At 44.9% G+C, this 13,777-nt stretch carries 10 protein-coding genes; 6 read left to right on the forward strand and 4 right to left on the reverse strand.

Features of this window, described 5'->3' with window-relative positions; all coding sequences use genetic code 11:
* Nucleotides 1-63: 63 nt before the first annotated feature.
* Nucleotides 64-1,002 carry a LysR family transcriptional regulator gene (locus ACWYU8_RS08795; RefSeq protein WP_457519566.1) on the forward strand — a complete coding sequence of 313 codons (939 nt, stop codon included), beginning with the start codon at nt 64-66 and terminating at the stop codon, nt 1,000-1,002.
* A gap of 137 nt (nt 1,003-1,139) precedes the next feature.
* Complete coding sequence (locus tag ACWYU8_RS08800) at nt 1,140-3,170, forward strand: TonB-dependent receptor domain-containing protein (protein ID WP_457518978.1); 2,031 nt, start codon at nt 1,140-1,142, stop codon at nt 3,168-3,170.
* Between the two features lie 80 nt (nt 3,171-3,250).
* On the opposite strand, the gene ACWYU8_RS08805 is transcribed toward ACWYU8_RS08800, so the two are convergent.
* The 3 genes from ACWYU8_RS08805 to ACWYU8_RS08815 form a co-directional block, all read right to left on the reverse strand.
* Nucleotides 3,251-4,435 carry a multidrug effflux MFS transporter gene (locus ACWYU8_RS08805; protein WP_457518980.1) on the reverse strand — a complete coding sequence of 395 codons (1,185 nt, stop codon included), beginning with the start codon at nt 4,433-4,435 and terminating at the stop codon, nt 3,251-3,253.
* Complete coding sequence (locus tag ACWYU8_RS08810; RefSeq protein WP_457518981.1) at nt 4,432-5,076, reverse strand: recombinase family protein; 645 nt, start codon at nt 5,074-5,076, stop codon at nt 4,432-4,434. Before ACWYU8_RS08810 ends, ACWYU8_RS08805 begins: the two co-directional genes overlap by 4 nt.
* A gap of 276 nt (nt 5,077-5,352) precedes the next feature.
* On the reverse strand, nt 5,353-6,792 hold the full coding sequence (locus ACWYU8_RS08815) for a sucrose-specific PTS transporter subunit IIBC (RefSeq protein WP_457518983.1): 1,440 nt from the start codon (nt 6,790-6,792) through the stop codon (nt 5,353-5,355).
* A gap of 386 nt (nt 6,793-7,178) precedes the next feature.
* Here ACWYU8_RS08815 and ACWYU8_RS08820 point away from each other — a divergent pair, with 386 nt between their 5' ends.
* A complete protein-coding gene (locus ACWYU8_RS08820; protein ID WP_457518985.1) occupies nt 7,179-8,165 on the forward strand; it encodes a LacI family DNA-binding transcriptional regulator in 987 nt (328 codons plus the stop codon).
* Between the two features lie 133 nt (nt 8,166-8,298).
* On the opposite strand, the gene glgX is transcribed toward ACWYU8_RS08820, so the two are convergent.
* A complete protein-coding gene (glgX, locus tag ACWYU8_RS08825) occupies nt 8,299-10,269 on the reverse strand; it encodes a glycogen debranching protein GlgX (RefSeq protein ID WP_457518987.1) in 1,971 nt (656 codons plus the stop codon).
* A gap of 454 nt (nt 10,270-10,723) precedes the next feature.
* Between glgX and ACWYU8_RS08830 the strand changes: the two genes are divergently transcribed.
* The 3 genes from ACWYU8_RS08830 (at nt 10,724) to ACWYU8_RS08840 (ending at nt 13,731) form a co-directional block, all read left to right on the forward strand.
* Nucleotides 10,724-12,001 carry a maltoporin gene (locus ACWYU8_RS08830; RefSeq protein WP_457518989.1) on the forward strand — a complete coding sequence of 426 codons (1,278 nt, stop codon included), beginning with the start codon at nt 10,724-10,726 and terminating at the stop codon, nt 11,999-12,001.
* 100 nt (nt 12,002-12,101) lie between these two features.
* Nucleotides 12,102-12,911: a MalM family protein gene (locus ACWYU8_RS08835; protein ID WP_457518990.1), complete on the forward strand. Its 810-nt coding sequence runs from the start codon at nt 12,102-12,104 to the stop codon at nt 12,909-12,911.
* Between the two features lie 313 nt (nt 12,912-13,224).
* The gene (locus ACWYU8_RS08840) at nt 13,225-13,731 is read left to right on the forward strand and encodes a glycosidase (RefSeq protein WP_457518992.1); all 507 of its coding nucleotides are present in this window, start codon (nt 13,225-13,227) and stop codon (nt 13,729-13,731) included.
* Nucleotides 13,732-13,777: the final 46 nt, after the last annotated feature.

Consider the following 13,777-nt stretch of genomic DNA (forward strand, 5'->3'; position numbering starts at 1 on the left):
AGATACGTTAGCAGATAGTCTATATGCAGCAACAGTATTATAGGAATAGTGGGTATTCAAAAAGTGAATTTAGCTCAGGTCGACTTAAACTTGTTATTTATTCTCAAGAACTTACTTGAGGAGAAGCATGTATCTAATACCGCAATTTTGCTAAATATGAGTCAACCATCTGTGAGTCGCTCTTTACAAAAGCTCAGAAATTTGTTTGACGATGAACTTCTTGTCAGAACGGCTCACGGTTATGAACTGACACCAAAAGCAGAGGTGATCAAACAAGATTTGAACACGGTACTGACTGGATTAGAAAAGCTGATGTATGGTCAGTCTTTTGTTCCGGAGAAGAGCAAGGGTACGATACGCTTCTACGGTTTGGTACCACAGGTCATCATGCTGCTTCCAAGCGTGATTTCGCGTATCAGGGAAGAAGCGCCCAATATGATTGTCGACGTAGACTCTATTCCTAAAAGGCACTTCGATGCTCTGATTACCGGTGACGTACATTTCGTGCTATCTACTGCTTCGCCACCAAGCTCGGAGCAAAATCTGTATCGAATGAAAATTGCCAGCCGTGATTATCGGTTTTTAATGAGTGAATCTCATCCGCTAGCGAATGTCGAAGAGTTGACCATTGACATGTTACTTGAATGTAACTTTGGCCAGATTTCTCTGCAAGGGGGCAAAACGTTATCGATTTATCACCGATTTGCTGAACTTGGGGTGGTGGACAAGAATCGGCCATTATCGATTCCACTGCAGCTTTCAAATTTTAACGCTGCGCCTGCCATCGCTGAGCAAACGGATGTGATTTTTCATTTACCTACCCCATTTGCAGAAGGAGCCTGTCTGGGGCGCAAACTGGTGACGAAAACAGTGCCAGAGGAAATCCGTCTTGATAGCGAGTCGGTCTTTTTGTATTGGCACAAACGATATCACAACGATCCAATGTGCATTTGGGTCAAGTCGTTATTCAAGGAAATATATGGATCAACTGAGGGTGAATGATCAAATGCCCCATTATTCATATCTCGTATAGTGGTAATTTATTGGTTGGATACAGGGGGGCTTGTCTTAGATAAATAAAACATATTTAATACGAACCATTATCATTATAAATTTCAATAAGAATAACAGGTTTTACTATGTCTAAGACGACTCTGTTCGCACCAAAACCATTAGCAGTGGCGATTGGTACACTATGCACTTCAATTTCAGTAATGGCTGATACTACACCAACCCATGTCGATGAGCAGATGGTGGTAACGGCAACGCGTACTCAACTGGAGCTGAAAAACGCACCTGCGTCGATGTCTGTCATTACAGCAGAAGATATCGCGAATGACCCAGGTATTACATTGGCAGATATCGTTGCCAATCAAACCAGCGTGGAGGCTGATTACGACAGCACACGTGCGGGACGTCAGCAGATTTCTATCCGTGGTATGGATTCAAAGTACACCCTCATTATGGTGAATGGCCGTCGTATGAGCTCAGCAAGTGCGATCGTGCGTGGTAATGATTTCGACCTTTCTGCAATCCCTATGGATTCGATTGAACGGGTCGAAATTATCCGTGGCCCTATGTCGGCGCTTTACGGTTCTGACGGTATGGGCGGTACGATAAACATCATTACTAAGTCACCAGAAAATGACTGGAGATCTCAGCTTAGTTTGGATAATGCCACACCAAATGACAGCGATGGTGGCCAGAAGTACAGCGTTGGACTGACAACGTCAGGTGCGCTGATTGATGACACTTTATTCGCACGTTTTTCGGTTTCGCAAACCAGTCGTGATGCATGGCAACCTTACTCAGGTACTAAAACAGTTAGGGGTGTTGATTACGATCGTTCCGACATTACGGCGTTAGAAGGGCGTGATACGTTGTCGATGTTTGGTACCTTGTCGTGGCACTTAGCGGAAAATCAGTTTATCGATTTGGACTTAGGATACAGCGATGACGAGCGTGATACGGTTGCTGAAAGTGCAACGACGATACTTTCTTCTAATTCGCGAGTGAAACGTGACAGTCAGGCGCTCTCGCATACCGGTTTATGGTCTTGGGGTGACACGCAAGTACGCTATTCTCGTGAGAATGTGGAAAACGTAGAAGCGGCTAATGACGGTGCGGATTCTATTGAAGAACTAACGCAGATAGTGGAGGCGTCGGCAACGACTTACTTGGGTGAAAGTCACACGCTTACGTTTGGTATGGATTATCAGAACAGCGAACTGACTAACCCAGAAAATATCGTGAGTGGCAAAGCTGACGCCTACCAAGGTGCGCTTTTTGCTCAAGATCAGTGGGAAGTGACAGACACTTTAACCGCAACCATTGGCGGTCGTTTTGATAAACATGAGCAATATGGTGAAGAATTCAGTCCACGTATTTATTTGGTGCACCAGACAACAGATTCACTGGTCTTAAAAGGCGGTGTGGGTAAAGCGTTTAAAGCGCCAACCATGACACAAAATAACCCAGACTTTAAGTTGATTAGTTGTAAAGGCAACTGTGACATTCAGGGTAACGAAGATCTTGAAGCCGAAACCAGTATCAACTATGAACTCTCCGCTTTGTACAGTGCTCGTAACTGGGATATTGAGACGGCCGTATTCCGCAACGAGGTTGATAACCTGATCGAACAATCCGATGTTTTCTGTGAAACAGGGTCTTGGTCAAGCTCCATCATGAGCTGTATCGACGAAAATGGTGACCCAATCGATCGCTCGGTTTCTAATCCATACAAATCATTTACAAACGTATCGAAAGCGGTCATCCAGGGCGTAGAACTGTCTGGTAGCATTCAATTTTCTGAGCAATGGGCAATGTCTGGTAACTACACTTACTTAGATACAGAAGATAAATCGACGGGCGAAGAGCTGAACGAGCGCTACAAGCACTCGGCATTTGCTCGCCTGAACTGGTACCCAACCAAAGATCTCGATCTGTTTGCGAGTGCTCGTTACCGAGGTGAGCGTAATATTGATTCTGAGTTGACTCAAGACGCTTACACGACGTTAGATTTGGGTACGGTATACCATGTGAATGATTCACTTCGAGTTCGTGCGGGTATTACCAACCTGACAGATGAGAGCGTATCTAAAGAGCTTGAAGATATTGGTTATGTTGAAGCTCCGCGTACTTACTATGTAGGTATGACAGCAAACTTCTAATCAAATTTTTTAGTTGAATAAAGGCGTTACAGCACATACTGTAGCGCCTTTTTTGTTTTTGCGTACCTTAGCTTGAGTTTTTACTGTTCCTCAGGCAATGGAGCATTAAAACCACGCAGTATGTTGGCTAAGGTGATTGCAGAAAACAGGGCAATTACAATAGAAAGGTGCCAGGCTTGACTCAAACCTAACTGCACCAGCGTCAAGCTGACAAGAGATGACGTAATCATTTGGCCTCCACCAGACATCGCGGCGGCCGAACCTGCTTGCTTTTTATATGGCTGCATTACCAAAGCTTGCGCGCAGGGTAGCGCAATTCCATTACCCAAAATCATCAGCAGTTGGCCCAGCATCAGGTACAAAGGCTCTATAGGGCAGAAAAACAACCAAATTGCAGCGCTGATATGCAGCACTGGGGTACAGAGCAGCATCTTCTTATTGCCAATGATGGGTCTGGCCCGATTGCAAATCGTTGTACCACCTAACATTCCGAGGGCAGGGATTAGCGCCCACATCGCGTATTCATCCGACGTCATCCCGATTTGGTTCTGCATAATAAATGGCATGACCGAAACCGTGGTGATCATCAAGCTAAAATTCAGCCAACTGATGCTGGCAAAACTCATAAAGTAACGTGTCGAGAGTAAGTTACGGTATTGGCGTAACATCGTTTTTGGTGATGGTATCGAAGAGCGATTCGGTATCGTTTCTGTAAAGCGGAAAGCGATAATGACCCACGCAACTGATACGTAACCCAGCAGTGAAATAAACACCATGGACCAACCAAAGTGGAAGTTAATAAAACCACCAATTACTGGCGCCATTAAAGGCGTAATAGAAGCAGCCATTGCGATATAAGACAAGGCAACCGGAAGTTCACTACCGCTAAAGCGATCTCGGGTAGAAGCGCGTGCTAATACCGCACAGCAACCCGTTCCCAACCCTTGTAAAAAACGACCCATGACCATACCTGTAAATGTGTCACTTGCAAGGATGATCATAACTAAGCCTGACATCGCTATTAGCAGGCCAGTCAAGAGCACTTTTTTACGCCCTAATGCATCGGATACCGGGCCGTAAATAAATTGCGACGGGCCAAAGCCAAGTAAGTAAATACTCACTAATAACTGAGCTTGGTCGAGTGAAATAGAGAAATCTTTTGCGATCCAAGGCAGGGAAGGCATAACCAAGCCCATACTTAGTTGGCCGATACTGATGATCAGACAGGCAATGAGAATGGCACGAAAATGAATACCTTCCCTCATGATGGTTCACCATCGGAAAGCCCCGTTTTGCCACGCGTTCTTAATCCACCTTCGTCATCAAAGTCATTCAATTTCGCCTTGATACGTTTAACGGTTGATAGGCTGACCTCACATTGATCGGCAACATGTTGTAGTGTGTTTCCTTCAAGCAACAACGTGGCGATTTGCTGATGTTTGGCTTTATCGGCAGGTCTGCCACGGAACTTCTTTTGCCACACATCAGGTTGACCTTTAATGGCTCGTCGGCCTTGTTCTGCGGCGAATAAGCGATGTTGGGTTTGCACTTTTCCATAACCAGAAAGTAGCGTGAGCATAGTTTGAGTCTCGTTAGAATCGGGCTCAAAACTCATAGATTCGCACACGGTTTTAAGCGTCACTTTCTTATCAAGCAGTTGCTTTATGGTGTTAAGTGCCTGACTAAATTCACGGCCAAAGGTGGTCAGCCACCAGATAATGACAGTATCGCCGGGCTGAATGGCGTTAATTAATTGCTGGAATGCTTGTCGTTCTGCTGGTGGGACACAGCCTCGTAGTCGATCTTCAAAATGTTTCGCTTCGGGAGCTGCGGCTTTTAAAATCTTCAGGTTTTCGATGTAGGCTTTGTTCCGGGGTGAATAACGTGAATAGAGGTAGGTAGTCATGGTGACTTGCCTCGTCAATAATTAGGTTCATATAAAGTAATGGCTCATAAATATACATGGGTTTATTAATGCTTACAACACCAAATGAGCTAGTGGAAAGGAAGTCAGCAGCAGAAATAAAAAAAGCCAGTCAGAATGTTTCTGGCTGGCTTACTGCTCATGTATTAAGGCAGGGGGGGTGACTTATCTATTCTATTCTTTCAGCTCGGTTCTTCTACCCTACCGAACACGAAAAACTAAGATAAGTAAGTGGTTACCACAAGGAGCTAAAACTGGTTATGCGGTTGCTTGCTTACCTTGCTTTGCTTTCTCGCGCATACCCAGCACGACGGTCAGGGCAAAGGCGCTAGCGAAAGAAATCATCATGCCGATAATGTAGTAGCTAATTTTGTCTGGCGAGATGGAGATGATGCCAGGTAAACCCGCCGCACCAAGCGCTTGTGCTTTCACATTGAATAGCGTGATGAATGCACTGGCGATGGCTGAGCCTGCGATGGCCGCCAGAAATGGATAACGCAGCTTGAGGTTTACACCGAACATCGCTGGCTCAGTAATACCGAGAAGACCTGTGATACCTGATGGTACTGCGATACCCTTCATTTTTGTGTCACGAGTTGTGAAGCCTACCGCTAATGCTGCCGCACCTTGCGCTACGTTCGACATGGCTGCGATAGGGAAGATAAATGTGCCGCCAGTTGTTGCGATGTCTGCCAGAAGCTGAGTTTCAATCGCGATAAAGCTGTGGTGCATGCCTGTGATAACAAATGGAGCATAGATAAAACCAAACAATGCGCCACCGATAAAACCAGCAGAATCGTATAGCCAGTTCAGTCCGTCGCCCAGCATAAAGCCAAGGTCGCGAGTAAACGGACCAACAAGTGTGAAAGTTACGAAACCGGTGATGAAGATCGCCAGCATCGGTGTCAGCAAGTTGTCTAAGACTGAAGGGATAACCTTACGCAGACCAAGTTCTACCTTTGCCAGAATAAATGCGGACACTAGCACTGGAAGTACTGAACCTTGGTAGCCTACCTTTTGGATCTCCAAGCCCATAATGTTCCAGGTTGGAACCGTTCCCGAAATAGATGCACTGCCGAAGCCCCAGCCATTCAGTAAGTCTGGGTGAACCATCAGCATACCCAGTGCAGCTCCCAAGAATGGGTTACCGCCAAATTTCCTTGAAGCAGAGAACGCCAGTAAAACGGGTAAGTAAACAAAAGGTGCATTGGCGAATGTGTTGATCATGCTCGCTAGATCAGCCAAGCCTGGATACGCGTCTATGATTGACTGGCCTTCAATAAACAGACCTTGCGCGGTAAGCAGGTTGAAAAGCCCCATCAGAAGGCCACCCGCAACGATCGCTGGAATGATTGGGACGAAAATGTCCGACAAGCCTTTTACTGCGCGTTGTACGATGTTTTGTTTTTGTGCCCCAGCAGAAGCAACATCATTGGTCGACATCTCAGCTAAGCCAGTTTGCTTCGCCATCTCAGCGTAGACTTGGTTTACAATGCCTGAGCCGAAAATAATTTGATATTGGCCTGCTACTTTGAACTGGCCTTTAACGCCATCTAAGTTACCGACGGCTTCTTCGTTGACTTTGTCTTCATCTTTTAGTGCTAGACGCAGGCGCGTTGCACAGTGAGCAAGGGCTTGAATATTCTCTTTACCGCCTAAATGCTCGAGTAATTGTTTCGCTATGACTGGATAGTTCATTGCACACCCCGATTGGTATTGCTGAAATTTAAAATGTACACAAGTGCTATCGCCAATTGGGCAGCATGAACATTCGGAAAGATTCTGCTGCTCTCATACCCACTTTCGTGGCTTTCTTGGCTTAATATTACTCATCCCCTTCACCGTGTGTGGTCTGAGTACATATCAACACCTGACTTATCGTTTTTGTATTTTTGGGAACGTTTGCAAAATGGATTTTTGATGATTATTCACTAGGGGTCAAAACAAAAGACTGAAATATGTGAGTATGATCCCCATATTCGTCAACAAAATTCCGCTTAACGAGGGTAAAATCACGTTAACTAACGAGGGATACAGATGGATTTCTGCAAACAATCCCAATAGAGAATTGGAATAGGGGCAATATGGCAAGTTTGCACGACGTAGCGCGTTTGGCTGGGGTATCTAAATCCACCGTATCTCGCGTGATTAACAATGAGTACGGGGTAAAGGAAGCAACCAAAGTGAAAGTACGAAAAGCCGTGGAAGAGTGTGGCTACGTAGTGAATCAGGTTGCTAAAGATCTCAAATCTCAAAAGACGAATCTAATTGGTGTCATCGTTCCGCGTGTTTCTTCTCATGCAATTTCTCAAGGTGTTGATGGGCTGACGGCGGTTATTGAGCAGTCTGGTAAGCACGTATTACTGGCCAATACTCACCAGCTTTATGAGAAGGAAGTTGAATATATTCAGATATTTAATCAAAAGCGGGTCGAAGGCATCATTCTCTATGCGACTCACCTGGATGCGCAATTGGTGAAAGCGATACATCAATCGAATGTGCCTGTCGTGCTGGTGGGTCAGGACGGTTCTTTACACAATGTGCCAAGTGTTGTTCACGATGATGTTCGTGTGGGTTTTGAAGCGGGTAATCGCCTTGTCGCCGCAGGTTGTAAACACATTGGTTTTATTGGTGTTCAAGGTGCAGATATCGCGGTTGACGCACTGCGCTCTCAAGGGCTGAAGCAGGCTTTAGATTTTCATCAACAAGCGCTGCTATTCCATGCCCGAGGGGACTTCACTATTGAATCGGGTTACCAACAAGCGCAGGAGTTAATCAAGATCTATCCGGATGTGGATGGCCTGTTTTGCGCGACCGACCGTATTGCCGTTGGCGCTGTAAAGGCTTTGCGCGAGTTGGGGATTAAAGTTGGTGAGCAAGTCCGTATACTGGGTGTCGGTAATGACGAACTGGCAGGAATCAGTATTCCTGGCTTGTCTACTTTCAATTATGCTTTTGATAAAGCAGGGGAAAATGCAGCTAAAATGTTGCTTGAACGGATTGAAGGTCGTGGTAAGGAAATGAGCAAAGTAGTGCTGACATTCCAAAACATCGTGCGTGAAACCTGCTAGAGGCCATTTTATTTTTCTGAAGCGCATTTAATTATGGGGAACGTTCCCTTAATGTCTTAAATAAAAGCCGATGCCATAATATGCATCGGCTTTTGTCTCTGTAGATTGGGATGTTGGCTTATCCTAAATACAGCTATTTCGACTTCTGCTTGGGTTGGTAATGCAATATCGCCATAGAAGTCGGTGAAAGCAGAACTTCGCCTTCGGCATGACCTGGATTTAAGTTGCGCACGTTGGTATCGCAAATCGTTATCCAGTTCTGTTTGCGATCGTTTGGTAACTTAAAGCGAGCAGTGGCATTGGTCTGGTTGATTAAATACACCAACTCTTGATCGTCTTTACCAATCCCGAGATGAAGTGCCACTGAGCTTAAACGGTTCCAGTCATCGTGCTCCATTAAGCGCCCATCGGTTCTACGCCAGAAAATGCGGTTATTATGACGATTATCGCCACTGAACGAGCGAATAAATGGCACCATGTATTTTTTACGATTGGCTACCATTTGCGACATCCATATTTTGAAATGTTGCTTACGCTCCGTCTGACCCCAGTTAAGCCAACTGGTTTCGTTGTCCTGACAGTAGGCATTATTGTTGCCGCCCTGAGTATGAGACAACACGTCTGCCGTCAGGATATGAGGAATACCGAAGGCAAACAGCAAGCTCGCGATCAGGTTGCGCTTTTGTTTCTCGCGCGTCGCGATGATCATCAGGTTTTCCGTCTCACCTTCTACGCCGTAGTTTTCAGAGCGGTTGTCACCGTGCCCATCGCGGTTTTCTTCACCATTGGCTTCATTGTGCTTTTGTTTGTAGGAAACCAGATCCTGTAGCGTGAAACCATCGTGGTACGTGATGTAGTTGACGGTCAGCTTGTATGGCCAGTTGGCTGCGCTGTATATGTCACGTGAACCCATCAAGCGGGTCGCAAACTCTTTTAAATAGCCTTGATCGCCGCGCCAGAAGCTGCGTGATATATCGCGAAGCTTGTCGTTACATTCATTCCAGCCGAACGGGAAATTACCTACCTGGTAGCCATTTGGACCGATATCCCACGGCTCTGCAATCAATTTTGTTTCTCGCAGTATCGGATCTTGCGCGACGGCTTTGAAAAACGCGGCTTCTGGATTGTAGTTATCACCCTGGCGGCCAAGTGTAGCAGCCAAATCGAAGCGGAAACCATCGACTTTGAACTCGCTGACCCAGTAGCGCAGCGTATCCATCACTAAGTTTAAAGCGGGCTGATATGTCAGGTCGACGGTATTGCCACAGCCAGTATAATTCGCAAAGTGGGTGCCATGCTTGATGTAAAAACGTGAATCAAGGGCTTTGAGGTTGAAAATTGTCGGGCCTTCGCCACTTTCTGCTGTGTGGTTGTACACCACATCGAGGATCACTTCGATTCCGTTTTTATGCAGTTCACGAATGGTTGTTTTCAGCTCGGTTACCGCATCCTTTTTTGCATAGCGCGGATCCGGAGCCATAAACAGGTACGGATTGTAGCCCCAGTAGTTGACCTTTTTCATTTCTAAAAGATGCGGCTCGTGCATACACGCTGCGATAGGTAGCAATTGCAACGTGTTAATGTTCTGCTGCTTATAAAACGCCAGCATCTCCGGAGAAGCCAGTCCGAGATATCGCCCTTTCTTACTGGCATCGACGTTTTGATGTAACTGTGTCAGGCCTTTGACATGGGTTTCAAACAGTACCATCTCTTCTCTGGGAATACGCGGGTGCTCAGATTCCTGCCAGTCAAAGTTGTCTTCGATAACGACGCACTTAGGCATATCAAAGCTTTTGGCTGGAGTAAAAGGGGGTTGATAGTGAAGCGCTTTATCTATGGATTTCGCGTAAGGGTCGGAGATGAGAAGTTTTTCATCTTGATGGAAGACAACATAACCATACTTTTGACCTGCTTTTATCTTTGGGATGAAGGTATGTCGAATACCCGCATACTCTCCGGGCAAATCGTGGAGAGTGTACTTACCCTCATCCGAAAATAAGGCCAGTTTAATGTCTTTATTCTCGGGCGCATGAATAGAGAAGTTACAGCCTTCTTTATTTAGTGTTGCACCCAATGGGTATGGGTGAGATCTAAGTTGCGTCATCGGCGATTCTTTATTTATTAATTTATTGCTACCTATAGGAAACTATAAGATAAAAACTTTGTCTTACTAAGGTCAACAGCTTTAAATAGAAAAGAAGATAAAATATTCGTGTAATTTAATTACTTTAAATATGAGGTTTTATGTTTAAAGTTTGATCTGTTTATCGTTTTGTATCCATTCGCCATTGAAAATATTTACGTTCTACTCCCTAATTTCGTGATATAGCTAGATAAAACGCCATTCTGTATAATTCCTACGCCCTTCTCATCCCCCTTAATTTAGTTTGGGGCGGAGGAAGTCATCCTTTTACGCCTCGGGTAGTCTCTATATTGTTGAAACAAACGGGGACTTGTTCCCATCTTACCTCTCTTTCTATTGGTGTGTTTTATCTGCCTTTAATCACCGAGAGAGAGCAGGGAGGACAGAATTATAAATACCCTTAATGGAGTTAAGAATGAAAAAAGTAAGTGTAATTGCTGCAGCAGTGGCTGCTTCTTTAGCTGCTGGCTCTGCATTCGCAGTGGATTTTCATGGTTACATGCGTGCTGGCGTCGGTGTGAGCGGAGACGGTGGCCAGCAAGTAACATTTGAAAAGAACAAGGTTGGTCGTTTAGGTAACGAAGGCGATATCTACGGTGAAGTTCAGCTAGGTCAGGAAGTTTACAACAACAACGGTAAAACGTTCTATGTAGACTCTATGGTGGCAATGACTTCTAACGGTTCAAACGACTGGGAAAGTACTTCTACTAACTGTGGTTTGAATGAAGCTGGTACGGATGTTGAGTGTGTTGACGATGCACAATTTGCTCTGCGTCAGTTCAATGTCCAAGCGAAAGGCGTTCTTAACTTCGCTCCTGAAGCAACACTTTGGGCAGGTAAGCGCTTCTACCAACGTCACGATGTTCATATCTCTGACTTCTACTACTGGAACATCTCTGGTGCTGGCGCGGGTATCGAAGGTATCGAAGCTGGCCCTGGTAAACTCTCTTTTGCATGGGTTCGTAACGACCGTTCAGACATCACTGACGAAGGTAACGACGGCGATGCAGCAAACGTTAACACACTAGACCTTCGCTACGCAGGCCTTTCTCTATGGTCAAATGCGACTCTGGAAATGGGTCTGGACTACGCAATCGTAAACGAAACTGACGACGCGTCTGATAGCACTAAAGATGCTAAAAATGGCGTAATGGTTACTGCTGAATTAACTCAAGGTCTGGACTCTGGCTTTAACAAAACAGTATTCCAATACGGTACTGAAGGTTACTCTAAAGCATTTGCATTCTACGGTGACGGTAGCTGGTACGGCGCAGAAGCTAACGACGGTGCAGACGGTTACCGCATCATCAACTGGGGTGTTATCGGCCTGGGCGACAACTGGGAACTTGGTCACCAGTTAGTATACGGTGTGGGTAATGACATGTGGGACGGTCAAGACAAGTGGGAAACATTCTCTGTCGTTGCTCGCCCAGTATTCAAGTGGGATGAAAACAACAAGACTATCTTCGAAGCGGGTTACGCAATCGACGACAACGATGGCTTTGAAAGCACTTACGGTAAGATGACTGTTGCTCAAGCTTGGTCTGCTGGCTCTAGCTTCTGGGCACGTCCAGAAATCCGTCTATACGCTACTTACCTGACAGCTGACGACGACGACGATACGCAAAAATTTGACGGCGGTCGTTCAGACGACACATTCCAATTCGGCGTACAAGCTGAAGCTTGGTGGTAATCATCTAACCACTGAGTCCTAAATTGTCCTAGAATGATACAGCCAGAATTTATCTGGCTGTATTTATTTCAAAAACAATAAAAATTCGAGGTAGACAGTAATGAGAAAATGGCTTGCTCCCGTACTGCTGGGCATGTTGGCAACTGGCTGTGCGTCTGTAGAACAAGTAGAGATGACTCCAAATGATCAACAACAAGTGATTACCCAATCGGGTGATATCAAATGGGTACCGCTCGATGTACCTGTGGTTACTGAGTTTGCTTTGACTGATAAAAGCCAAATGCTGTTAGATGGCAACAGTGCTGGTGCTATCGCTGCGTTCGCACTTCCTGGAAATCGAGGCAGTCTCGATCTGCAACTAGAGACATTCGTAAATACCGATCTCCAATTTTATGCGCCAAATGTCATCGTGGTGAATGCAGACGGAAAAACGGTTTACTCTGCAGATTTCTCAAAATTTGAGTATGTACCTGCAAAAATGTTGGATAACGACAAATTTGTACTTAATCTCAACGTTATTCCTGACATGAGTGGTAAAGACCTTCATGTATTGATTTACACCACGTCCAATGATCTAAAAGGAAGTTCTCAGATCCTGCATCCGGCTAAAGCCTATGCTAAGGCTCGCCATACTCAGCCGCCAGATATTGCCGATCCGCTTGCGAAGCACAGTCCACTTGGTCAATTCCGCTTGTCAATTTCAGCCAATGACATTGTAACGTCTAAAATCGTAGCGAAAAACGATAATATTCCAGAAGGTGCAGAATTAACCGGCTACTACCACCGTGCCATTGAAAGAGCCGTTGCTGAAGAGAATATTCCTAAGGCCTTAACCTTACTCGATGAAGCAAAAGAGTTGGGTATTCCAGGTGCACAAGAAGTATTTGTTAAAGCGGTAAATAGCAAATAACCGAATTCACAAAGGCCAACCCGTTGTTGGCCTTTTTTATATCACTAACAGTCAAAAATTACCCCTACATACAGTTAACGTATTCACATATTTATTCTTATTTCTTTGCCTTTAACATTGCTTGCGTAATAATTAAATAGAGTTTCTAACATTGTTTTATGAACGCTTGAGAAATAAATAAACCTATCCAAATAATCAAGACAAGAAAGATAACTTCAAACCTTCTGTCGTCAGAACTGTATTATTTCGACTTAAGTATTAATTTTTCCTGACTTGATGATCTTTACTAAATATAAAAAGGATTAACGTGAATATGAAATTAATGAAGACTACACTCGCTGCCGCCTTGCTTGTTGTGCTGGCTGGTTGTCAATCTAATTCTCAGCCTGACGCGGTCGCAGCACCCGTTACAAACATGTCTGATGCCGATGCAGTTGCTTTCATGCAAGCTTGCGATAATCCAGACAGCGCAGAAAGTGGTCCAATTAAAAAGCCACTGTTTGTTGTCGGTTCGTTTGCCGACTCTGATTGGAAACACGTTCCTCAACGCCAGTATTCTTACAAGGGAAATAACTTCTATCAAGCTGTGACTCAAGAAAAATCAGGCTCATTTAAAATGCAGTATGCAACAGAGTTATGGATCCCGCAGTTTACAGCGAAAGGCAATCGTATGAATGTGGGTGAAATAACCCCATTAACATTTGGTGGTTACGGAACAGACACTGTAGTTGATATTAAAGACGACGGAAAATATGTTTGGAGCCTTCAATTTGAAGGAGAAGGTAAGCCACTCAGCGTCATGGTCAATAAATGCCAGTAGTATTCTATTAAGTTATTTTTAAATTTGGTTTTTTATTTAATTGGCC

It is taken from the genome of Vibrio limimangrovi (assembly GCF_054064025.1).

Excerpts from the sequence above, each read along its gene's own strand:
- ACWYU8_RS08800 (WP_457518978.1), top strand. The coding sequence starts at position 1,140 with ATGTCTAAGACGACTCTGTTCGCACCAAAACCATTAGCAGTGGCGATT.
- ACWYU8_RS08805 (WP_457518980.1), bottom strand. The coding sequence starts at position 4,435 with ATGAGGGAAGGTATTCATTTTCGTGCCATTCTCATTGCCTGTCTGATC.
- ACWYU8_RS08810 (WP_457518981.1), bottom strand. The coding sequence starts at position 5,076 with ATGACTACCTACCTCTATTCACGTTATTCACCCCGGAACAAAGCCTAC.
- ACWYU8_RS08815 (WP_457518983.1), bottom strand. The coding sequence starts at position 6,792 with ATGAACTATCCAGTCATAGCGAAACAATTACTCGAGCATTTAGGCGGT.
- ACWYU8_RS08820 (WP_457518985.1), top strand. The coding sequence starts at position 7,179 with ATGGCAAGTTTGCACGACGTAGCGCGTTTGGCTGGGGTATCTAAATCC.
- glgX (WP_457518987.1), bottom strand. The coding sequence starts at position 10,269 with ATGACGCAACTTAGATCTCACCCATACCCATTGGGTGCAACACTAAAT.
- ACWYU8_RS08830 (WP_457518989.1), top strand. The coding sequence starts at position 10,724 with ATGAAAAAAGTAAGTGTAATTGCTGCAGCAGTGGCTGCTTCTTTAGCT.
- ACWYU8_RS08835 (WP_457518990.1), top strand. The coding sequence starts at position 12,102 with ATGAGAAAATGGCTTGCTCCCGTACTGCTGGGCATGTTGGCAACTGGC.
- ACWYU8_RS08840 (WP_457518992.1), top strand. The coding sequence starts at position 13,225 with ATGAAATTAATGAAGACTACACTCGCTGCCGCCTTGCTTGTTGTGCTG.